The sequence below is a fragment of the Stenotrophomonas maltophilia group sp. RY12688 genome, assembly GCF_052149045.1.
Lineage (GTDB): Bacteria > Pseudomonadota > Gammaproteobacteria > Xanthomonadales > Xanthomonadaceae > Stenotrophomonas > Stenotrophomonas sepilia.
The window spans coordinates 684,964-707,246 of sequence record NZ_CP197389.1 but is presented as its reverse complement, the minus strand read 5'-3'; the positions used below and the strand labels follow the sequence as shown (position 1 = coordinate 707,246).

Sequence of the window (22,283 nt, the reverse complement as noted above, 5' to 3'; positions counted from 1 at the left end):
GGGCCCGCATCCGGGCCGGGATCGAGCCCCATTCTACCTGCCGCCGCCGGCCGCAAGCCCTTGCCGTTGCTGGCCTGATCGGTACCGATGGGCGCGCGCACGCTGCTTTTTCTTGCCCCGGCCCCTGCCCTGCACTAGGCTTCCCGTTTTTCGCGACGCCCCAGGGGAGTCACTCACATGGTCGAAGGTTTGGGCAGGATCGGCTTCGGCCTGTTCGGGTTGGCGGTGCTGATCGGCATCACCTGGCTGTTTTCCAACAACAAGCGTGCGGTTGACTGGAAGCTGGTTGCCACCGGTATCACCCTGCAGATCGCCTTCGCGGCGCTGGTGATCCTGGTGCCGGGCGGGCGCGACGTGTTCGATGCGCTGGGCAAGGGCTTCGTCAAGGTCCTGAGCTTCGTCAACGAGGGCTCGGGCTTCATCTTCGGCTCGTTGATGGACACCAAGAACTACGGCTTCATCTTCGCCTTCCAGGTGCTGCCGACCATCATCTTCTTCTCGGCGCTGATGGGGGTCATGTACCACCTCAACGTCATGCAGGCGATCGTGCGCGTGATGGCCTGGTCGATCACCAAGGTGATGCGCGTGTCCGGCGCGGAAACCACCAGCGTCTGCGCCAGCGTCTTCATCGGCCAGACCGAGGCGCCGCTGACCGTGCGCCCGTACATCGCCAGGATGACCCAGTCCGAGCTGCTGACCATGATGATCGGCGGCATGGCGCACATCGCCGGCGGCGTGCTGGCGGCCTACGTGGGCATGCTCGGCGGTGGCGACCCGGCGCAGCAGGCCTTCTACGCCAAGCACCTGCTGGCGGCGAGCATCATGGCCGCACCGGCCACCCTGGTCGTGGCCAAGCTGCTGATTCCGGAAACCGGCACCCCGCTGACCCGCGGCACGGTGAAGATGGAAGTGGAGAAGACCTCCAGCAACATCATCGACGCGGCCGCTGCCGGTGCCGGTGACGGCCTGAAGCTGGCGCTGAACATCGGCGCGATGCTGCTGGCCTTCATCGCCCTGATCGCGCTGCTGAATGCACCGCTCACCTGGTTCGGCGAAGTGACCGGCCTGGCCGCTGCCATCGGCAAGCCGACCAACCTGTCGACCATCTTCGGTTACGTGCTGGCCCCGATCGCCTGGGTGATCGGTACCCCGTGGGCTGATGCCACCACCGTCGGTTCGCTGATCGGCCAGAAGGTCGTGATCAACGAGTTCGTGGCCTACACCGAGCTGTCGCAGATCGTGAACGGCCAGGTGGCGGGCGTGAGCCTGTCCGACGAAGGCCGCCTGATCGCCACCTACGCGCTGTGCGGCTTTGCCAACTTCAGCTCGATCGCGATCCAGATCGGCGGCATCGGCGGCCTGGCGCCGGAACGTCGCCACGATCTGGCCAAGTTCGGCCTGCGCGCGGTGTTGGGCGGTACCATTGCCACCTTCATGACGGCGACCATCGCCGGCGTGCTGACGCACTTCAGTTGAACCCCTGGTTGAGAAAAGATTTCCTATGAGCAGCAGTGTCGTTGTCGTCGGTTCCTTCAATGTCGATCACGTGTGGCGGTGCGAGTCGCTGCCGGCACCGGGTGCGACCATTGCCGGCCGCTACAGCACCGGCCCGGGAGGCAAGGGCTTCAACCAGGCCGTGGCCGCCTGCCGCGCCGGCGCCGAGACGCACTTCGTGTGCGCGCTGGGCGATGACGCCGGCGGCGCCACCGCACGTGAACTGGCCGCGCAGGATGGCTTCGGCCTGATTGCCGAAGCCAGCAGCGAGCCGACCGGCACTGCGGGCATCTACGTGGACGCGCGTGGCCGCAACACCATCGTGATCGGCCCGGGCGCCAACGCCGCGCTCAGCACCGACTTCCTGCAACAGCAGCAGGCATTGCTCACCAGCGCCAAGGTGGTGCTGGTGCAGCTGGAATCGCCGGTGCAGACCATCGAAGCGGCGCTGGCCACGGCCCGCGAGGCCGGTGTCACCACCGTGCTCAACACCGCACCGGCCGACGCGCCCTCGACCATCGGCCTGCTCAAGCTGGCCGATGTGATCACCCCGAACGAGACCGAGTTCGCCGCGCTGCTCGGTCGCCATGTCGGTGAGCGCGTGGATGCCAACGATGTCGCCGCGCTGGATGGCGTCAGCCTGCATGCGCTCTGCCGCAAGCTGGTCGGCAACGGTACCGTGGTGGTGACCCTGGGTTCGGTGGGCGTGTTCGTCTCGCATGCCGACGAGAACCTGCGCGGCGATACCCAGCCGTACTACCGCGTCGGCGCCGAGCAGGTGCAGGCCATCGACACCACCGGTGCCGGTGATGCCTTCAACGGTGCGCTGGCCGCGTCGCTGGCGCAGGTGGCCGACGCCCCGTTCGCCCGCCACGTGCGCTTTGCCAACCAGTTCGCCGGTCGCTCGACCGAGAAGGAAGGCGCTGCAGCGGCGATGCCGCGCTTCACCCCGGCCGACGCCGAAGCCAAGTAATTCCACGCCACGCGTGGATGACAAGGCCCGGGTGCACAGGCACCTGGGCCCTTCTTTTGCCCACTGCCCAGCCCCTGCGACCGCCTGTCGCATTGCCCACATCCTGCCCCTCGCTCACGATCCGCGCAGCTTCCTTGCACGGGCAGGACATGGACGGATTCCCCTGGTTGCTGGTCGCGGCCGCAGGCAGTGCCGCTGCGGCGCTGCTGCATATCGGCTGCATCGCCTTCGGCGCCGCGTGGTACAGATACTTCGGTGCCGGCCAGCGCGTAGTCCGGCTCGCGCATGCGGGGCACTGGTGGCCACCGTTGATGACCGCCGGCATCACGGCCGTGCTGGTGGCCTGGACCCTGTACGCACTGGCCGCCGCGGGCTGGCATTCGCCGCTGCCGGCCAGCCGCCTGGTCCTGCCCGCCATCGCTGCCTTGCTGCTGCTGCGCGCCGCGACGGGCTTCGGCCTGGCACTGTTCCGGCCGGGGTACAACGGCCGGCGCTTCTGGGTGGTCAGTTCGCTGGCCTGCCTGGGCCTGGGGCTGGCCTTCGCCCTGGGTACCCGCCAGGCCTGGCAGAGCCTGGGTTAGCCGGCCACCATCGCCCGCCCTTGGGGGCGACGGAAGCAACCGTCAAGCATCTGCTGATGCCGGTACGGCATGAGGTCGGTGCCGATCGGCCTGAACCGGACCGTACCCGACACGGCCGTACCGCCGCCCGCGCCCTACAATGGGCGCATGCAGATCGGCCCGTACACCATCGCCCCCAACGTCGTGCTGGCGCCCATGGCCGGCGTCACCGACAAGCCCTTCCGCCTGCTGTGCAAACGGCTGGGCGCGGGCCTGGCCGCCTCGGAAATGACCATCAGCGACCCGCGCTTCTGGAACACGCGCAAGTCGATCCACCGCATGGACCATGAGGGCGAGCCGGCGCCGATCAGCGTGCAGATCGCCGGTACCGAGCCGCAGCAGTTGGCCGAGGCGGCGCGCCACAACGTCGACCACGGCGCGCAGATCATCGACATCAACATGGGCTGCCCGGCCAAGAAGGTGTGCAACGCCTGGGCCGGCTCGGCGCTGATGCGCGACGAGCAGTTGGTGGCGCGCATCCTCGAAGCCGTGGTCAACGCGGTGGACGTGCCGGTCACGCTGAAGATCCGCACCGGTTGGGACTGTGACCACCGCAATGGCCCGCTGATCGCGCGCATCGCCGAGGACAGCGGTATCGCTGCACTGGCCGTGCACGGCCGCACCCGCGACCAGCATTACACCGGCCAGGCCGAGTACGCCACCATCGGTGAGATCAAGGCCGCCCTGCGCATTCCGGTGATCGCCAACGGCGATATCGATTCGCCGCAGAAGGCTGCCCACGTTTTGAAGGAAACTGGCGTGGACGCGGTGATGATCGGCCGTTCCGCACAGGGCCGGCCGTGGATCTTCCGCGAAGTGGCGCATTACCTGGCCACCGGGCAGGAACTGCCGCCACCGTCGCTGGCCGAAGTGCGCGACATCCTGCTTGGCCACCTGCACGCACTGCATGCCTTCTATGGCGAACCGCAGGGCGTGCGCATCGCGCGCAAGCACCTGGGCTGGTATGCCAAGGACCGGCCGGAGAACGCCGCCTTCCGTGCGGTGGTCAACCGTGCCGAAGACCCGCAGAGCCAGATCGCGCTGACCACCGAGTACTTCGACCGCTTGATTGACGGGGAACCGGCGCTGTCTTCGGCAGCCTGAGCGCCCTGCCGCGTCGCAACGTCGAGCCTGCTCGACCGAATTGAACTCCGAGAGCCCGCCCCATGACCCCGCCGATCTCCTCTCCGACCTACCTGCACGGGTTTTCCGGCACCGAACAGCAGCGCCTGATGACCCAGGCGCGCCTGCTGGAATCGAGCATCTTCGGCCAGATCGACTACAGCGGTGCACGGCGCCTGCTGGAAGTCGGCAGCGGCGTGGGTGCGCAGACCGAGATCCTGCTGCGCCGCTTCCCCGAGCTGCACGTGACCGGCGTGGACCTGAGCGAGACCCAGCTGGCCACCGCGCGCGAGAACCTGGCGCGCACCCCGTGGTGCAGCGACCGTTACACCCTGCAGCAGGCCGATGCCGGCGAACTGCCGTTCGAGGCGCGCAGCTTCGATTCGGCCTTCCTGTGCTGGGTGCTGGAACACGTTCCGTCACCGGCACGCGTGTTGAGTGAAGTGCGCCGCGTGCTGGCGCCGGGTTCACCGGTCTACATCACCGAGGTGATGAATGCCTCGTTCCTGCTTGACCCGTACTCGCCGCACATCTGGCGCTACTGGATGGCCTTCAACGACTTCCAGTACGACCACGGTGGCGACCCCTTCGTCGGCGCCAAGCTGGGCAACCTGCTGCTGGCCGGCGGCTTCCGCGACGTGCATACCGAGATCAAGACCATCCACCTGGACAACCGCGAGCCTGCCCGTCGCAAGACCATGATCGCGTTCTGGGAGCAGCTGCTGCTGTCGGCGGCCGACCAGCTGCTGCAGGCCGGCTCGGTGGACGAGGAAACCGTGGAAGGCATGCGCCGCGAGTTCCGCCTGGTGCAGAACGACCCGAATGCAGTGTTCTTCTATTCGTTCGTGCAGGGCCGCGCGACGGTGTATTGAGCCGACGCGGCACCAATGCTCCCGTATCCACGCATGGCGTGGATCTACTCAACGGCACCGGCTGCGGGCGCTGATCGACGCAGTAGAGCCACGCCATGCGTGGCTGCCACCGCCGATGTCCCTTCATCCACGCATGGCGTGGATCTACTCAACGGCACCGGCTGCGGGYGCTGATCGACGCAGTAGAGCCACGCCATGCGTGGCTGCCACCGCCGATGTCCCTTCATCCACGCATGGCGTGGATCTACTCAACGGCACCGGCTGCGGGCGCTGATCGACGCAGTGGAGCCACGCCATGCGTGGCTGCCACCGCCGATGTCCCTTCATCCACGCATGGCGTGGATCTACTCAACGGCACCGGCTGCGGGCGCTGATCGACGCAGTAGAGCCACGCCATGCGTGGCTGCCACCGCCGATGTCCCTTCATCCACGCATGACGTGGATCTACTCAACGGCACCGGCTGCGGGCGCTGATCGACGCAGTTGAGCCACGCCACGCGTGGCTGCCACCGCCGATGTCCCTTCATCCACGCAGGGCGTGGATCTACTCGGGCGCATGCCAGATCCGCTGCCACATCGCCGCCAGCCGGCGCCCGGCATCAGCGCGCGCGGCCGGGCTTCTGTAGTCCGCCCGCACCTGCTCGGGCACGATCGCCCGCCATTGCCCGTCCGCCTGCTCGGCGACGACGAAGTTGAAGGTGTAGTCCGGTTCCAGCCCCATGCGCAGATCGCTCAGCACAAGCCTTCCGTCCACGACCTGCGCACGCATGAAGCCACGGTTGAACCATTGCAGCTGCTGCACCGCCGGGATGGCCCGCGCTTCGCGCAAGGCCTGCACGTTGGACGCATGGCCTTCGAACCGCATCGGCCCATGGTCGGCCACCAGTGAGCGATCACCCACCACGTAGCCATTGGGCGTCATCGCTACCACCCGCCACAGCAGCGTATTGAACGGCATCGGCACCGAGAAGCGCGGCGCGTCACCCAGGCCCATCGCCGCCAGGCTCTGCTGGGCGGCCCGATCGACCTGCGCCTTGGCGATCAGCCCCCAGCCCAGGTAGCCACTGCTGAACAGCAACGCCGCGCCCAGCACCTTGCCCGCCCAGGGCCGCGCACGACCAAACCAGGCCAGCACGCAGCCCAGCAGCAGCCACACCGTGTAGCCAGGGTCGATGATGAAGACGCTGGAGCCCATGGTTGGGTGTGGCCGCAGCGGCCACCACAACTGGGTACCGTAGACGGTGAACGCATCCAGCACGGGATGGGTAACCAGCGCCAGCTGGATCGCCCAGAACCAGCGCAGCGGTGACTGCGCGACGCGACCATTGCCGAAGCGCTTGAACAACCACCAGATCAGTGCGGCCACCCAGGGCAGCACCAGCAGCGAATGGCTGAAGCTGCGGTGTTCGGTCATGTTCGCCACCGGGTCGGCCGCAGTGAAGCCAAGCCACAGGGCGTCGAGGTCCGGCAGGGTGCCGAGCGCGGCACCGGCCAGCAGGGCCGCGCGGCGATGGCCGGGCGGAGCGATGGCAGCAGCGACGGCGCCACCGAGCACGATCTGGGTCAATGAATCCATGGGCCGATGCTAGCGGCTTGCGCGCGGTGTATGTAGAGCCGAGCCCATGCTCTGCTGCTCTTCGTTGCGCGCAACGACAGCCGAGCATGGACTCGGCTCTACAGCGGGACACACGCGGGCTATGCCGCCTGCGACAACCGCGCGCCCGGCAGCTCCACCAGCGTCTGGCCGTTGTGGTCCAGCAGGCGCAGCGCGCCGTCGTGGTCTTCGACCAGCGCGGTCAGGCTTTCCACCCAATCCCCATCGTTGGCATAGACCAGGCCATCGCGTTCGACCAGCGCGGCGCGGTGGATATGCCCGCAGACGATGCCGTCCAGGCCGCGCCGGCGCACGTCGTCCAGGCCGGCCTGCACGAAGCGCTCGATGTAGCGTTCAGCCGCACCACTGCGCTTCTTCAGGAACTCCGATAGCGACCAGTAGCGCATGCCAAGCTGGCGGCGCACCGCGTTCAATGCCTGGTTGCCGGTGAGGATGCGGTAATACAGCCAGTCACCGAACTTTTCCTGCAGGCCGCCGAAGTGGGTCACGCCGTCGTAGTCGTCGCCGTGCGCGACCAGCAGCCGGCGGCCATCGGCGGTCACGTGGATGGCGCGGCGGCGCACCTGCATCGCCGGCAGCATCAGCCCGCACACCTGGCGCAGCGATGCATCGTGGTTGCCGGGGATGTAGATGATCTCGGTGCCAGCGCGACGCAATGCGTGCAGCGCCTGGATGACCTCGCTGTGCGACTGCCGCCAGTTGGCACGGCGGTGCGCCATCCACCACAGGTCGATGATGTCGCCGACCAGGTACAGCCGTTCACAGCGCAGCTGCGAGAGAAAGCGCGCCAGCTCGGTGGCATGGCAGTGACGTGATCCCAGGTGCACGTCGGAGACGAACACTGCGCGCCGGTGCGGCGACAGGTTCGCCAGCGTGCTCATGCCGGCGTCCCCGCGTCGCGCAGGTAACGTTTGCGCTTGTTCGGCCGGATCGCACACAGATCCACCTCGATCAGGCCGTCGATCGAATCGCTGAAGTCCGGATCCACCCCGAAGGCGAGGAAGCGCGCGCCGCCCGGTTCGCACAGATCGGTGTACTGGCGATACAGCGTGGGTACGCCGGTACCGAGTGCAGCCAGGTTGGCCTTGAGCACGTCGAACGCGGCGCCTGCATCCAGCTCACCGAAACTGGGCGGTGCGGCGAAGTACTGGAACGGCCGGTTCGATTCGGCCATGCCGGCGGTGCCGCTGTAATAGCGCTGGTAGTACGCCACCAGCTGCTCGCGCGCATCGCGCGGCAGCGCCGCACTGATCGACACCGCGCCGAACAGGTAGCGGATCCCCGGCCGGCACTGCAGGTAGGCACCGATGCCCTGCCACAGGTAATCCAGGCTGCGGCTGCCCCAGTAGTCGGGCACCACGAAGCTGCGGCCCAGTTCCAGGCCTTCGGCGATGTGGCTGATGGCGTCGTCGGAATAGCGGAACAACGACGCACTGTAGAGGCCGGACAGGCCGTGCCGGGCCAACGCGTGGGCACCACGCATGATCCGGTACGCGCCAGCGATGCGCTGCGCGGCGGCGTCCCAGATCACGATGTGCTCGTACTGCGGGTCGTAGTTGTCGAGGTCACGGCTGCGGCCGGTGCCCTCACCCACCTGGCGGAAGGTCAGTTCGCGCAGGCGGCCCAGTTCCAGCAGCAGTGGCGAATCGGCAGTGCAGGTGGCCAGCAGGATCTGCTTGCCGTCGGCGGTCTGGCCCAGCTGGGTGGCGGCTGCGATGCCAGCGGCGACCTGCGAAGGTGGCACCGGAGCGGCCAGCGGCTCAGGGCCTGCGCAGGCAGCGGCATTGCCGGCCGCGCCATTGCGGCCCAGCGCATAGAGTGCGCGGCGTACCGCCAGCAGTTGGGCACCCGGATCGCCGCCGTCGCCCAGCCGCATCGGCTCGCCGATGCTCAGCCGCAGTGGGCGGCCACGACGAGTGAACATCTCGCGCGCCAGCAGCGCGGTACCGGCCGGCTTGAACAGGGTCGAGGCGCCATAGAACAGTGCCGAGTTGCGCGCTTCCACCCGCACCGGCAGCACCGGCGCGCCGGCCGCGCGGGCAAAGCGGACAAATCCCCGCTGCCAGCGGCCATCGCGGATGCCGCGCAGCGACAGACGCGAGACCTCGCCAGCCGGGAACACGATCACGCACTGCTCGGCGGCCAACGCCTGCTCCACCGCATGCAGGCTGCCGCGCTGCGCCTTGCCGCCCAGGATGCGCACCGGCAACAGCAGATCCTGCAGCGGCGCGATCGCCCCCAGAAGGTCGTTGGCCACGATCCGCACATCGCGGCGGATACGGCCGACCGCGTCCAGCAAGGCCAATGCGTCCAGAGCCCCGGAAGGGTGGTTGGCGACGATCAGCAGGCGGCCGGTGGCCGGAATCTTCGCCAGCGCGGCCGGATCCACCTGGTACTGGCCGCCGATGAACTCCAGGCCGGCGGCGACGAAACCGAAGCCGCGCAGGCCTGAGCTGCGCTGCAGGAAGGCTTCGATCTGGTCCAGGCGCGACCAGCGGCCGACGCTGCGCAGCAACGGCCGCGCCAATTGGCCGCGACGGCCATGGAACCAATCGGGGAAACGTTGCTGGAGACGCTGTTCGAGTTCCTGCATGGCGGATCCACTGATGCCCGGCGGCCGGATTGGCCGACAGCCTGCACCCGGCAGGCGGCAGCCAGATGGCGGTTTCGGGGCAGAACGATGACGGCCGGCCCCCTTGACGGCCGGGTCGCGGCCTGCGCGGTCGGGGGTTGGGCAGCCCCGTCTGTTGTTGTCACGCTGGTGGAACACTGGGCCTCGAGGCTGGCCCCCAATCCCGTCGTGACGGCCCCTGCCGGGCCTACGCGGGCTTAACCACCGGCAACCGGTACCGGTTCACAATGCACAGGCGGCGCACCCCGTGTATCATGCGCGCCCATCTTTCCATCCGAATCAAGGGATATTACGCCTGATGTCCAGCTATCTCTTCACCTCCGAGTCGGTCTCCGAAGGCCATCCGGACAAGGTTGCCGACCAGATCTCCGATGCGGTGCTGGACGCGATCCTGACCCAGGACCAGCGCGCCCGCGTGGCCTGCGAGACCATGGTCAAGACCGGCGTTGCCATCGTGGCCGGTGAAATCACCACCAGCGCCTGGATCGACCTGGAAGCGCTGACCCGCAAGGTCATCACGGACATCGGCTACGACAGCTCCGACGTCGGCTTCGACGGCGCCACCTGCGGCGTGCTGAACCTGATCGGCAAGCAGTCGCCGCACATCGCCCAGGGCGTGGACCGCAAGAAGCCGGAAGAAATGGGCGCTGGCGACCAGGGCCTGATGTTCGGCTATGCCACCAACGAGACCGACAGCTACATGCCGGCCGCGATCCACCTGTCGCACCGCCTGGTCGAGCAGCAGGCCAAGATCCGCAAGAAGAAGAACTCGCCGCTGTCGTGGCTGCGCCCGGACGCCAAGAGCCAGGTCACCCTGCGCTATGAAAACGGCGTGGTCTCGGCCATCGACGCCGTGGTCCTGTCGACCCAGCACGCCCCGGGCATCAAGCAGAAGGACCTCATCGAGGCCGTCCGCGAAGAGATCATCAAGCCGGTGCTGCCGGCCAAGTGGCTGCACAAGGGCACCAAGTTCCACATCAACCCGACCGGCAAGTTCGAGATCGGCGGCCCGGTGGGCGACTGCGGCCTGACCGGCCGCAAGATCATCGTCGACACCTACGGCGGCTGGGCCCGTCACGGCGGTGGCGCGTTCTCCGGCAAGGACCCGTCCAAGGTCGACCGTTCGGCCGCCTACGCGGCCCGCTACGTCGCCAAGAACGTGGTTGCCGCCGGCCTGGCCGACCGTTGCGAAGTGCAGGTCTCCTACGCCATCGGCGTGGCTGAGCCGACCTCGATCTCGGTCACCACCTTCGGCACCGGCAAGATCAGCGACGACAAGATCGAGAAGCTGATCCGCAAGCACTTCGACCTGCGCCCGTACGGCATCATCAAGATGCTGGACCTGATCCACCCGATGTACCAGCAGACCGCGGCCTATGGCCACTTCGGCCGCAAGCCGAAGGAGTTCAGCTACCTCAACGGCGAAGGCGAGACCGTCAACGCCACGGCCTTCTCCTGGGAGAAGACCGACCGCGCCGCCGCCCTGCGCGCCGATGCGAAGCTGAAGTAAGCAACACGAAGGGCCGCGCAAGCGGCCCTTCTGCTTCTGGTAGAGCCGGCCGCTGGCCGGCTTTTTCATGGCCTCCGGAAACAACCGCGTGGTTGCCGGCCAGCGTCCGGCACGACCGGTTGCCGATACAATCGCCGCATGTCGACCGAACTGAAAACCCACCAGCTGTCCATGACCGTGCTGATGTCACCGGAAATGGCCAATTTCTCCGGCAAGGTCCATGGTGGCGCCATCCTGCGCCTGCTTGACCAGGTGGCCTACGCCTGCGCCAGCCGCTATGCCGGCAGCTACGTGGTCACCCTGTCGGTGGACCAGGTGATGTTCCGCCAGCCCATCGCGGTGGGCGAGCTGGTCACCTTCCTGGCCTCGGTGAACTACACCGGCACCTCATCGATGGAGATCGGCATCAAGGTGGTGGCTGAGGACATCCTCAAGCGCAGCGTGCGCCACGCCAACAGCTGCTTCTTCACGATGGTCGCAGTGGATGAAGAAGGCCGGCCGACGCCTGTCCCGCCCTTGCAGCCGGCAACGTCCGACGAAAAGCGCCGCCAGGCCGCAGCACAGATCCGCCGCCAGCTGCGCCAGGAAATGGAACAGCGCCACCTGGAACTGCTGGCGTCGAACCCGCCGTCGCCGGAAGAATGAGGTAGTGCCGGCCGCTGGCCGGCAACCTCGCGCGTGCTGCCAAACATCATGAGGTTGCCGGCCAGCGGCCGGCACTACCAACGCCAGGTCACCCTGTGTTCTGCACGCCCTGCGAAACGCCGTTCACGCACGCCACCAGCGCGCGCAGCAGATCGTCATCCTCGCGCCCGCTGGCCCGCCAGCGCTGCAGCAGTTCCACCTGCAGCACGCTGATCGGATCGACGTAGGGATTGCGCAGGCGGATCGACAGCGCCAGCCGCGCGTCGTGGTCCAGCAGCGTCTTCTGGTCCATCAACGCCAGCAGCCAGCGCCGGGTGAGCTCCAGTTCGCGCTGCACCTGCGGGAAGAAGCGCCCATGCAGTTCACCCGACAACAGCGAGAACTGCTCGGCGATGGTGATATCGCCCTTGGACAGCACCATCGCGATGTCATCCAGGAAGGTACGGAAGAACGGCCAGTCCCGCGCCATATCGCGCAGGGTCTGTTCGTGGCCGGCATCGACCGCGGCCTGCAGGCCACTGCCCACGCCGTACCAGCCGGGAATCACCGCACGCGCCTGGCTCCAGGCGAACACCCAGGGAATCGCACGCAGGTTGCCCAGCGCTGCGTCCTGGCCGAGCCGGCGCGACGGCCGCGAGCCCAGCGTCATCCGCTCGATCACGTCGATCGGCGTGGCGGTACGGAAATAATCCATGAAACCGGCCTGGCCAACGAACCCGCGATACACCTCGCTGCTGGCCGCAGCCACCGCATCCATCACCGGCCGCCACGCATCCTCGCGCGGTTCGGCGGCACGCGGGCGCAGGCTGGCGCGCAGCACTGCACCGGTAGCCTGCTCCAGCGAGCGCAGGGCCAGCGCGCGGATGCCGTACTTGCGATGGATCACCTCGCCCTGCTCGGTCACCCGCAGGCGGCCATCGATGCTGCCGCGTGGCGACGCATCCACGGCGTGGGTGGTCTTGCCACCACCACGGCTGATCGAGCCGCCCCGGCCATGGAAGAAGGTCAGGCGGATGCCGGCCTCGGCCGCCACCTCCAGCAGTTCCACCTGCGCGCGCTGAAGGCCCCAACGCGAAGCAGCAATGCCACCATCCTTGCTGCTGTCCGAATAGCCCAGCATCACCATCTGAACATCATCGCGTGCACGCAGGTGCGCGCGGTACACCGGATCCTCCAGCAGGTCGCGCAGCGTGGCGGTGCCGCGCTTGAGGTCGTCCACAGTTTCAAACAGCGGCGCGATATCGAGCGGCACGCCGCCATCGGCATCGACCAGGCCACCACGCCGCGCCAGCGCCAGCACCGCCAGCACGTCGCTGCGGTCGTGCGCCATCGAAATGATGTAACTGCCCAGTGCATCGCCGCCATGCCGCGCACGGGCATCGGCCAATGCAGCGAACACGGCGTCCAGCCGCCGGTTGCCTTCGTCGTCGCCTTTCGGCAACGGCACCTCGCCACTGGCATGCGGTGCCAGCAGGCGCGCGCGGCCCAAGGCATCCAGGCCCTCCCACGCCGGGTCGCCGCCCAGCACCGCCGCCAGCGCGCGCGCATGCACGCTCGATTCCTGACGCACGTCCAACCGCGCCAGATGGAAGCCGAACGTCTTCACCCGCCACAACAGCCGCTGCACGGCGAAGCCGCCAGCGTGCTCGCCGCGATTGGCGCGCAAACTGTCGAGGATCAGCTGCAGGTCGTCGATCAGTTCATCCGGGCCGGCGTAAGCGCCCTCGCCGTCTTCCAGCGTGGCCTGCAGGCGCGCGCGCATGCGATCGTTGAGCAGGCGGTAGGGCATGTCGGCATGGCGCGGGCGCGACTGTACCTGCGGCAGCAGCTGCTGGTAGTGCGCCACGCGCGCCTGCAGCGCATCGCTCACGCCCACCCGCTCGGTGGACTGGCTGAGCAGGCTGGCCAGCTGCAGCAGTTCCTTCTGATAGCGCGCCAGTACCGCCTGCCGCTGCGCATCCAGCGTAGTGCGGATGGTGTGGGCATCCACGTTCGGATTGCCGTCCATGTCCCCGCCCACCCACGTACCGAAGCGCAGCAGGCGCGGCAGTGGCAGCTCTTCCCCATAGGTATCGCGCAGCGCCTGCTGCAGCGATTCGTACAGCACCGGAATCACGCGGTACAGCACCTGCACCAGATAGAAGCCGACGTGCTCGCGCTCGTCATCGACGGTGGGCCGCACCGGCGAGGAATCAGTGGTCTGCCACGACGCGGTCAGCGCCATGCGGAAGCGCGCAGCATCGGCGGCCGCTTCCCCCGGCGTGCGCTGGCCGTCGAGGTTGTCGACCAGGCTGGCCACCATCAGCTGCTCTTTCTCCAGCAGCGCACGGCGCACCGCTTCGGTCGGGTGCGCGGTAAACACCGGTTCGATGTCGATGCGCGGCAGCCACTGCGCCAGCTCGTCCAGGCCCACGCCCTGCGCCTTCAGGTGCTGCAGCGCATCCTGCAGGCCGTCGGGCTGCGCCCCTGCGGTACCGGCACGCTGGTAGTCACGGCGGCGGCGGATGCGATGCACGCGCTCGGCAATGTTGACCACCTGGAAGTAGGTGCTGAAGGCCCGCACCATGGTCTCGGCCTGCTGCGGCGTGCGCCCGGCCAGCCCTTCGGCCAGCTCCGACAGCGGCGCCTGGTTCTCGCGACGGGCGATGGCGCGGGTGCGCACGTCCTCGACCTCGTCGAGGAAGGCCGCCGATACCTGCTCGACCAGCAGGTCACCGACCAGTGCGCCGAGCCGGCGCACGTCATCGCGAAGCGGAAGATCGGGGGAAGCAAACTCGATGCTGCTGCGGTACTCGTTCATCGGCGACGCACAGGCCTCGGTCAACGGATCCAGACCCCAAGCCTAAACCAGAACGGGCAGCGTGCTGCGATGCAAAAATGGTTTCATCTGCACGCATCCCTGGCGGACGCAGCCGAGCATGGGCTCGGCTCTACAAGCGTCGTGGCGCGCGACACCGTGTAGCGCCCGAGCCCACGCTCGGGCGGCGGCGCAGCCGCACAGGCGGCCCCTGTTACAGGGGCCGCCCTCATGCAGGTATCAGCGCTTCTTCTTCGCCTTGCCCTGCTCGGCCGGGCCGATGGTCTGCTCCAGCCAGCGCTCGCTTTCGGCCAGCATGGTCATGATCGATTCGCGTGCCCGGTAAGCATGCGATTCGTTGGGCAGCATCACCAGCCGCGCGGTGCCACCCAGGCCCTTCACCGCGGCGAACATGCGCTCGCTCTGGATCGGGAACGTGCCGGAGTTGTTGTCGTCCACGCCGTGGATGAACAGGATCGGATCCTTGATCCTGTCGGCGTAATTGAACGGCGCCATCTTCTGGTAGACGTCCTGCGCCTGCCAGTAGTTGCGCTCCTCGGCCTGGAAACCGAACGGAGTAAGCGTGCGGTTGTATGCACCGCTGCGCGCGATGCCGGCCTTGAACAGGCGGGTGTGTGCCAGCAGGTTGGCCGTCATGAACGCACCATAGGAGTGGCCACCGATGGCGATGTGATCGCGATCGGTCACGCCTCGGCGCACCACTTCATCCACCGCCGCCTGCGCATTGGCCACCAGCTGTTCGATGTAGGTGTCGTTCGGCTCCTTGTCACCCTCGCCGATGATCGGCATCGACGGGCTGGCCAGCACCACATAGCCCTTGGCCAGGAACGCCTGCGGGCCCCAGTAGCTGACCGCGTTGAAGCGGTACGGCGAATCGGTCACCTGGCTGGCCGCGGCCGCGCTCTTGAACTCGCCCGGGTAGGCCCACATCAGCAGCGGGCGCGGGCCGTCGCGCTTGGGATCGTAGCCCGGCGGCAGCAGCAGTGTCGCGGTCAGGTCGACGCCATCCTTGCGCTGGTAACGGATCTGCTCCTTCTGCACGCCCTTCAGCTGCGGCAGCGGATGGGCGAAACGGGTCAGCGCGCGCGGTGCGGCACCGGCATCGGCCAGCGACTGCACGTAGAAGTTGGCCGGTTCGTCCGGGCTCTCGCGGCTCAGCAGCAGCGAATTGCCCTGGTTGTCCAGCAATGCCACCGGCAGCGAATAGCTCGGCGCCTGCGAATGGAACAGGCGCGTCGCCTTGCCCGTGGCGATGTCGAAGCGGTCCACGAACGGGCGGTCGCCTTCCGGCGAAGCGCCGGCACCGGCCAGGTACAGGCTGCTGCCTTCCGGGCTGGTCTGCAGCAGCGAGCGACCACGTTCATCGCTGGCCAGCAGCGGCCGCCCCGGATCGGCATAACGGTCCTGCGCGTCACGATCCCACAGCAGGCGCGGCTCGGCACCGGCGTTGTCCGGGGCGATCAGCCAGGTCCTGGTCCTGCGGGTCTTCCACCACGACTCGGTCAGCAGGGCCAGGTCGCCACGGCCCCAGTTGATGCCGCTCAGGCGGCTGCCAAGCTGGGCCAGGGTCACCGGCGGCTTGTCGAACGGCGCAGCCTGCATCAGCACCGCATCGCGCACCTTGGCTTCCCGGTTCGGATCACCACCGTCCTGCGCTTCGGCCCAGACCAGGGTGGCATCGGCATCACCGCGCCAGCTGATGTCGCGCACGCCGGTCACTTCGGCATCGTTGCCGGTCGGCAGGCCTTCCACCAGCGGGCGCACCGCCACGGTATGCACCAGCTTGCCGGTGGCACGCTCGATCACTTCAATGCGGCGCGGAAAACTGCTTACCGGCACCACGTAGGAGTACGGACGCTGCACCGGCTGGCGCAGCACGAAGCGGCCGTCAGGCGACACCGAGAAGCCCATGAAGATGCCGGCCGCACCGATCGCGCGGGTACTGCCATCCAGGCCGACTTCCATCGGCTGGGTAGTCGCGTAGTAATCGAACTGGCGAGCGTCGGCTTCGTTCTTCAGCAGGTCCTGATAGGTACGGATCGACACTACGCCGCCGCCCTGGCTGGTCTGCTGCACGGCAGGGCCGGTCGGGACGCCGTCGGCGGCCGGGGCCGGCCCCAGGTTGGCCGGGCGGGTGAACACCACCAGCCCGCGGCTGTCCGGCAGCCACTGGTAGCCGCTGCCGATCACCGTGTTCAAGCCGGCAACCAGGCGGCGGGCGCTGCCACCGGCCACATCCACCAGCCACAGTTCATTGGCGCCGCTGGCGGCGTCGACCTGGTTGAAGGCCAGCCACTTCTGGTCCGGCGACCACATCACACTGGCGATCGACAGCGTGGCCGGCAGGCCACTGATCTGCCGCTCCTTGCCATCGGCCACGTTCATCAGCCACAGCTTCTCACCGAAGCTGAAGCGGCTGTCGGAGAACGTGCGCGGGTTGATGCGCAGGCCGGCCAGCTTCAGTTCCGGCTGCGCCACCACCTGGATCGACGGCAGCGACGGCATCTGCATCATCGCGGCCACGTCGCGGCGCGGCGACAGGAACAGCGACGGCGCGCGCGGGGCGTCGACCACTGCCTGCAGTGCGGCCGATGGCAGTTCGTAGCCATTGACGCCCTGCGCCTGCGCCGGAGCTGGCTGCGAGGCGGCCGCCCAGGCCAGCGGGGCCACCGCCAGCAGCCCCATCGACAGGACCAGGCCGGTCCAGCGCCGTGTGCGGCGCGCGTGCATGCTCATCGTTCCACCTGTGTGATGCGTGAAAACTCCGACCTTAACAGGCCGTGCACGTGGCCCCATCTGCCGATGGTTGGGTCATGCCGATGTCACGCTGGGGCCGCGATATAATGGGGGTTCTCCCCTGCCGAGGGGCGCTGCGACCGGATCCCACGAGGCCCGGCCAGGCTCGGTAAGGTGGCTTTGTAACAACGGCGCCCGGCTAGATGCGAGCATCCGCTCGCCCACAACCGGAGCACACGAATGAACGCTGTTGCCAAGACCTTCTCCACCGAAGGTGATTACAAGATCCGCGATATCACGCTGGCCGACTGGGGCCGCAAGGAACTGGACATCGCCGAGCACGAAATGCCGGGCCTGATGTCGATCCGCCGCAAGTACCAGGCCGAGCTGCCGCTGAAGGGCGTGCGCGTGACCGGCTCGCTGCACATGACCATCCAGACCGCAGTGCTGATCGAGACCCTGAAGGACATCGGCGCCGATGTGCGCTGGGCCTCGTGCAACATCTTCTCGACCCAGGACCACGCGGCTGCCGCCATCGCCGCCACCGGCACCCCGGTGTTCGCCTGGAAGGGCGAGACCCTGGAAGAGTACTGGGACTGCACCCTGGACGCGCTGACCTTCACCCTGGCCGACGGCACCCTGACCGGCCCGGAACTGGTGGTCGACGACGGCGGTGACGTGACCCTCCTGATCCACAAGGGCTACGAGCTGGAAAACGGCAGCGACTGGGTCAACACCGCGTCCGCCTCGCACGAAGAACAGGTCATCAAGAACCTGCTCAAGCGCGTGGCCAAGGAGCGCCCGGGTTACTGGGGCCGCGTGGTCAAGGACTGGAAGGGCGTTTCCGAAGAGACCACCACCGGCGTGCACCGCCTGTACCAGCTGGCCCAGGCCGGCACCCTGCTGATCCCAGCGATCAACGTCAACGACTCGGTCACCAAGAGCAAGTTCGACAACCTGTACGGCTGCCGCGAGTCGCTGGCCGACGGCCTGAAGCGCGCGATGGACGTGATGCTGGCCGGCAAGGTGGCCGTGGTCTGCGGCTACGGCGACGTCGGCAAGGGCTGCGCGGCCTCGCTGCGTGCCTACGGCGCGCGCGTGATCGTCACCGAGATCGACCCGATCTGCGCCCTGCAGGCGGCGATGGAAGGCTATGAAGTCAACACCATCGAATCGACCCTGGGCCGTGCCGACCTGTACGTCACCACCACCGGCAACCGCGACATCATCCGCATCGAGCACCTGAGCGCGATGAAGGACCAGGCCATCGTCTGCAACATCGGCCACTTCGACAACGAGATCCAGGTCGACGCACTGGTGTCCTACCCGGGCATCAAGCACGTCAACATCAAGCCGCAGGTGGACAAGTACATCTTCCCGAACGGCAACGCGATCTTCCTGCTGGCCGAAGGCCGCCTGGTGAACCTGGGCTGCGCCACCGGCCACCCGAGCTTCGTGATGTCCAACAGCTTCGCCAACCAGACCCTGGCACAGATCGACCTGTGGGCGAACAAGGACAGCTACGAGAAGAAGGTCTACCTGCTGCCGAAGAAGCTGGACGAAGAAGTGGCCCGCCTGCATCTGGAGAAGATCGGCGTGAAGCTGACCACCCTGACCCAGGACCAGGCCGACTACATCGGCGTGCCGGTGGAAGGCCCGTTCAAGCCGGACCACTACCGCTACTGATGCCTATGGGGTGCCGGCCAGCGGCCGGCACTACCGGCGTACGCGGGGTCGGATCCCTTTCCGCATGAAAGGGCTCTGACCCCGGCAACGGATGCAGACAGGACGGGCGCCTTCGGGCGCCCGTTCTGCGTTGCGGCACCCGGCAACTGATCCGCGCACCCTGTCACGGAGCACTAAGAAGCTGCTTGCTAGGCTTTACGCCCGCGTGGGCTGCCAACGGCAGGCCATGCGCCGGGACGCAGAAACCAAAGGACAGGACATGCCGCGCAACCGTGAACGACTGAACCGGGCCATGAAGCCCCTGATGACCCTGTGCTGGGTGGCCCTGCTGGCCGCCTGCACCCCACCTGCCGGCGACGCCGGCGCTACGGCTCCGGCTGCGGCCAGCGGACAGGCCAGCCCCGCAGGCAAGGCCGCCGACGCGCCCGCCACGGTTGCCGACACAAGCGCTGGTTGCGCCGATGCAGCGTCGCCGGCACAGACCCTGGTCTGCAAGGACCCGACCCTGACCGGCCTGGATGCGGACATGGGCAAGGCGGTCACTGCCGCACAGGCCACGCTCGATGCAGCAGGGCAGAGCAAGCTGCACGCCGAACAGCAGCGCTGGCAGGAGCACACCCGCGACCTGTGCACCGATGCACAGTGCCTGCGGCAGGTGTACGCCGATCGCCTCAACGTGCTGTCCGCTACGCGTGACGGCCTGGTCGATCAGGATGCATGCGAAGCCCCTGACGGCCAGCAGCAGTGCGTGGACCTGCTGGTGTTGCGCGATCCCAACAGCCAGCTGGCTAACTTCAACGCGCTGCTGGGTGAGAACGGCCAGGAAGGCCGCCTGCTGGGCTGCACGGCCGCCACGAACATGGGCGGCGGCGCCAACGCCCTGCTCGCAGCCAACTGCACCCAGGAAACCTCCGCCGGCAGGCGCACCGTACAGCTGTGCAGCAACCAGATGGTTGGCCAGTTCGCCCTCGAACCGGCGCCGGCTGCTTACGGCACCCAGGCTATCCGCCAGCTGCTCGGCTTCACCCAGCAGCACTGCGCCGGCTGACAATCGCCGGGCACGCCCGGCGCTTTTCTCTCATTGAAGGACGATGACCATGGCAACGGATTCCACCCTTACGCGCGAACAGCTGTCCACGCTGTTCCTCAACACCGAGCTGGGCGGCGACACCCGCCACCTGGACCACTTCTCATACGCACAGAAGGGCGCAAGCACCTATTCGTTCGGGCTGGTGCAGTTCGATGTCGGCGGCAATCCGCAGGCCAGGCGCTTCCTGCGCGACAACGGCTTCACCGATGGTGACATCGCACTGTTGTCCCAGCAGGGCGGATTGAGCACCCAGCAGCTGGCGGCGCTCGACGCCAAGTTGCAGGCCATTCCGCAGGCCAGGATGGACGAGCTCACCAACGCCAAGCTGGACAGCGCCATCGAGCGTGTCGATCAGGCCATCGCCAAGGTGCGTGCAACCAATCCGGCCGCGGCCGATGCCATCGCCGCCAACCCGGAGTTGCAGTTGGCCATGGCGGACTATGACAACCAGTTCGGCAGCATGGGCCCGCAGTTCATCAGCTATCTGGCCGGCAATGCGGAAAAGCTGCAGGGCGGCACGGTCCAGGCCGGCAATCCGCCGACGCGCGGCGACGTGCAGAACTTCGTCGATGCCACCAAATACGGCATCCAGTCGCAGGCCGCCGTAGCCAGCCGCGATGAGCGCTTCGACCGGGCCATGGTCCAGATCGGCATCACCCCCACCCATGCTCCCTCGCACGGGTCACCGGGCACGCCTGCGGGCAACGGCGTGCTGGTCAACGGCAGCAAGGGAGATGAGGTGCAGGCCATGCAGCAGAAGCTGTCCGACCTGGGCTATCTGGGCAAGGACGGCAAGCCGCTGGTGGCCGATGGCGATTTCGGCCCCGGCACCCTGGAAGCGGTCAAGCAGTTCCAGCGGGATCACCACCTCACCGTAGACGGCAAGGCTGGCGGCACTACCCTGGCCGCACTGGATGCGGCTACGCAGCAGCGCGCACCGGCTGCCGAACCGACCATGGCCTCCCCGGGCCACGCCGACAACCCGCGTTACCAGCAGGTCGTGGAAAAGCTGGAAGCACTGGAAGAACAGCGGCGCCAGGGCGGCCTGTCGCCGCTGTTCAATGACCGCAGCCAGCTCGAGAACGCCGCAGGCCAGGTGGCTTACGAGGCAAAGTTGGCCGGCATGAGCCAGGTCGATACTGTGCTGGCGCGGCCGGACAACCAGGGCGTGTTCGCGGTGCAGGGCCAGCTCGGCGATCCCGCCATGCATCGCACCTACGTGGACCTGTCGCAGGCGGTGAACCACAATCTGCAGGACAGCACGCGGCAGAGCCAGGCCCTGGACAACGAACTGTCGCAGCGACAGACCCAGGAACAGATGCAGACGCAGCAGTCGATGTCGCGCTGATGCTGGATGCAGCCGATCGCAGCCGGGACGGGCGCCTTCGGGCGCCCGTTCTGCGTTGACGCGCGAGTCTCGGTCAAGGCAACGCCCCTGCCCCGCGCTAGGATGCGTCCATGACCCCGGCCATCAACCTGCTCAAGCGCGAGAAGATCGCCCACACCGTGCGCAGCTATGTGCACGACGCCCACGCCGAATCGTATGGCGGCGAAGCCGTCGACAAGCTCGGCCTCGACCCGGCCCAGGTCTTCAAGACCCTGCTGGCCAGCACTGAAGCACATGAACTGCTGGTGGCGATCGTGCCGGTGGCCGGCCACCTGGACCTGAAGGCGCTGGCCGAAGCGGCCGGCTGCAAGAAGTGCGAGATGGCCGCCGCCGACGCCGCGCAGCGTGCGACCGGTTACCTGGTCGGCGGCATCAGCCCGCTGGGGCAGAAGAAGCGCCTGCGCACGTTCCTGGATGCCAGCGCGCAGGTGTTGCCCACGCTGCACGTCAGCGCCGGCCGCCGTGGCCTGGAAGTGGAACTGGCGCCGGCCGACCTGCTGCGCCTGACCGCCGGCCACTACGCTGCCATCGGCAAGGCACGCTGATGCGCTGGCCGTGGTCTGCGGCGCCGCCGCCCAGGCTGGAAGACGCGCAGGCCGATGTGCTGCTGCAGGACCTGCTGTCGCGCGACGCGACGCGCATCACCGACGCCGCCCGCATCGTCGCACGACTGTTCAGTGCACCGTCGCTGGACGCATTGGCCGCGCATGTGGACCTGATTGAACGCAGCTGCCACGGCATCACCCTCGGCGGCATGCTGATCAGCAACCAGGCGCATCTGGAGGCGGCCCTGAAACGGCTGCGTCACTGGCAGGCGCACGCAGGCTGCCTGTGCGCGCTCAATCCCGGCTACCCGTTCTTCGATCCGCGCCGCCTGATTGAACAAGGGCAGATGCAGCTGCTCGCGTTGCAGGAGGCCGAGGATGGTTGGGGCGATTGCCACAACGTTGCCTGCATGCACTGCGGCCAGCATTGGCAGGCCATCGACCGCGAGTACCACTACCCGTGGTGGGAATGGAAAGCTGCCTGAAGGCCAGGCAGCCAAGCATGGCGTGGCTCTACTGCGGTCCGTACACTCACGCG

17 protein-coding genes and 1 riboswitch are annotated in these 22,283 nt (G+C 67.6%); of the genes, 12 read left to right on the top strand and 5 right to left on the bottom strand.

Features of this window, described 5'->3' with window-relative positions; genetic code table 11:
- The first annotated feature begins 177 nt into the window (after positions 1-177).
- The 5 genes from ACS0OT_RS03160 (at position 178) to ACS0OT_RS03140 (ending at position 5,081) form a co-directional block, all read left to right on the top strand.
- On the top strand, positions 178-1,476 hold the full coding sequence (locus tag ACS0OT_RS03160; protein WP_005415322.1) for a NupC/NupG family nucleoside CNT transporter: 1,299 nt from the start codon (positions 178-180) through the stop codon (positions 1,474-1,476).
- A gap of 25 nt (positions 1,477-1,501) precedes the next feature.
- A complete protein-coding gene (locus ACS0OT_RS03155) occupies positions 1,502-2,467 on the top strand; it encodes a ribokinase (protein ID WP_139726744.1) in 966 nt (321 codons plus the stop codon).
- 149 nt (positions 2,468-2,616) lie between these two features.
- Complete coding sequence (locus tag ACS0OT_RS03150) at positions 2,617-3,048, top strand: hypothetical protein (protein ID WP_053500089.1); 432 nt, start codon at positions 2,617-2,619, stop codon at positions 3,046-3,048.
- A gap of 147 nt (positions 3,049-3,195) precedes the next feature.
- A complete protein-coding gene (gene dusB / locus ACS0OT_RS03145; RefSeq protein WP_188239252.1) occupies positions 3,196-4,191 on the top strand; it encodes a tRNA dihydrouridine synthase DusB in 996 nt (331 codons plus the stop codon).
- A gap of 62 nt (positions 4,192-4,253) precedes the next feature.
- Entirely contained in the window at positions 4,254-5,081 is an 828-nt protein-coding gene (locus ACS0OT_RS03140; protein WP_005415318.1) for a class I SAM-dependent methyltransferase, read from the top strand.
- A gap of 544 nt (positions 5,082-5,625) precedes the next feature.
- Here ACS0OT_RS03140 and ACS0OT_RS03135 read toward each other — a convergent pair.
- From ACS0OT_RS03135 to ACS0OT_RS03125, 3 genes are all read right to left on the bottom strand, one after another.
- Positions 5,626-6,657 carry a metal-dependent hydrolase gene (locus tag ACS0OT_RS03135; protein ID WP_139726743.1) on the bottom strand — a complete coding sequence of 344 codons (1,032 nt, stop codon included), beginning with the start codon at positions 6,655-6,657 and terminating at the stop codon, positions 5,626-5,628.
- Between the two features lie 119 nt (positions 6,658-6,776).
- Positions 6,777-7,577 (bottom strand): UDP-2,3-diacylglucosamine diphosphatase, encoded by an 801-nt coding sequence (locus ACS0OT_RS03130; protein ID WP_005415316.1) that lies wholly within the window; start codon positions 7,575-7,577, stop codon positions 6,777-6,779.
- Positions 7,574-9,289 carry a lysophospholipid acyltransferase family protein gene (locus ACS0OT_RS03125; RefSeq protein ID WP_065178748.1) on the bottom strand — a complete coding sequence of 572 codons (1,716 nt, stop codon included), beginning with the start codon at positions 9,287-9,289 and terminating at the stop codon, positions 7,574-7,576. The genes ACS0OT_RS03130 and ACS0OT_RS03125 overlap by 4 nt, the downstream gene beginning before the upstream one ends.
- 337 nt (positions 9,290-9,626) lie before the next feature.
- Here ACS0OT_RS03125 and metK point away from each other — a divergent pair, with 337 nt between their 5' ends.
- Both metK and ACS0OT_RS03115 read left to right on the top strand, forming a co-directional pair.
- Positions 9,627-10,838 (top strand): methionine adenosyltransferase, encoded by a 1,212-nt coding sequence (gene metK / locus ACS0OT_RS03120; protein WP_005408103.1) that lies wholly within the window; start codon positions 9,627-9,629, stop codon positions 10,836-10,838.
- 138 nt (positions 10,839-10,976) lie between these two features.
- The gene (locus tag ACS0OT_RS03115; protein ID WP_005415314.1) at positions 10,977-11,483 is read left to right on the top strand and encodes an acyl-CoA thioesterase; all 507 of its coding nucleotides are present in this window, start codon (positions 10,977-10,979) and stop codon (positions 11,481-11,483) included.
- A gap of 88 nt (positions 11,484-11,571) precedes the next feature.
- On the opposite strand, the gene ppc is transcribed toward ACS0OT_RS03115, so the two are convergent.
- Positions 11,572-14,283 carry a phosphoenolpyruvate carboxylase gene (ppc, locus tag ACS0OT_RS03110; protein ID WP_139726741.1) on the bottom strand — a complete coding sequence of 904 codons (2,712 nt, stop codon included), beginning with the start codon at positions 14,281-14,283 and terminating at the stop codon, positions 11,572-11,574.
- A gap of 237 nt (positions 14,284-14,520) precedes the next feature.
- A complete protein-coding gene (locus tag ACS0OT_RS03105) occupies positions 14,521-17,037 on the bottom strand; it encodes a S9 family peptidase (protein ID WP_032953936.1) in 2,517 nt (838 codons plus the stop codon).
- A 120-nt stretch (positions 17,038-17,157) separates the two neighbouring features.
- Positions 17,158-17,241, top strand: a riboswitch (S-adenosyl-L-homocysteine riboswitch).
- A 36-nt stretch (positions 17,242-17,277) separates the two neighbouring features.
- Here ACS0OT_RS03105 and ahcY point away from each other — a divergent pair.
- From ahcY to ACS0OT_RS03080, 5 genes are all read left to right on the top strand, one after another.
- Complete coding sequence (gene ahcY, locus ACS0OT_RS03100) at positions 17,278-18,723, top strand: adenosylhomocysteinase (protein ID WP_005415311.1); 1,446 nt, start codon at positions 17,278-17,280, stop codon at positions 18,721-18,723.
- Between the two features lie 259 nt (positions 18,724-18,982).
- On the top strand, positions 18,983-19,771 hold the full coding sequence (locus tag ACS0OT_RS03095) for a lysozyme inhibitor LprI family protein (protein WP_065178751.1): 789 nt from the start codon (positions 18,983-18,985) through the stop codon (positions 19,769-19,771).
- 49 nt (positions 19,772-19,820) lie between these two features.
- On the top strand, positions 19,821-21,161 hold the full coding sequence (locus ACS0OT_RS03090; protein ID WP_231109136.1) for a peptidoglycan-binding domain-containing protein: 1,341 nt from the start codon (positions 19,821-19,823) through the stop codon (positions 21,159-21,161).
- 110 nt (positions 21,162-21,271) lie between these two features.
- Positions 21,272-21,745 carry a Cys-tRNA(Pro) deacylase gene (ybaK, locus tag ACS0OT_RS03085; protein ID WP_005415308.1) on the top strand — a complete coding sequence of 158 codons (474 nt, stop codon included), beginning with the start codon at positions 21,272-21,274 and terminating at the stop codon, positions 21,743-21,745.
- Positions 21,745-22,230, top strand: a complete 486-nt coding sequence (locus tag ACS0OT_RS03080; RefSeq protein ID WP_005415307.1) for a hypothetical protein — start codon at positions 21,745-21,747, stop codon at positions 22,228-22,230. The genes ybaK and ACS0OT_RS03080 overlap by 1 nt, the downstream gene beginning before the upstream one ends.
- Positions 22,231-22,283: the final 53 nt, after the last annotated feature.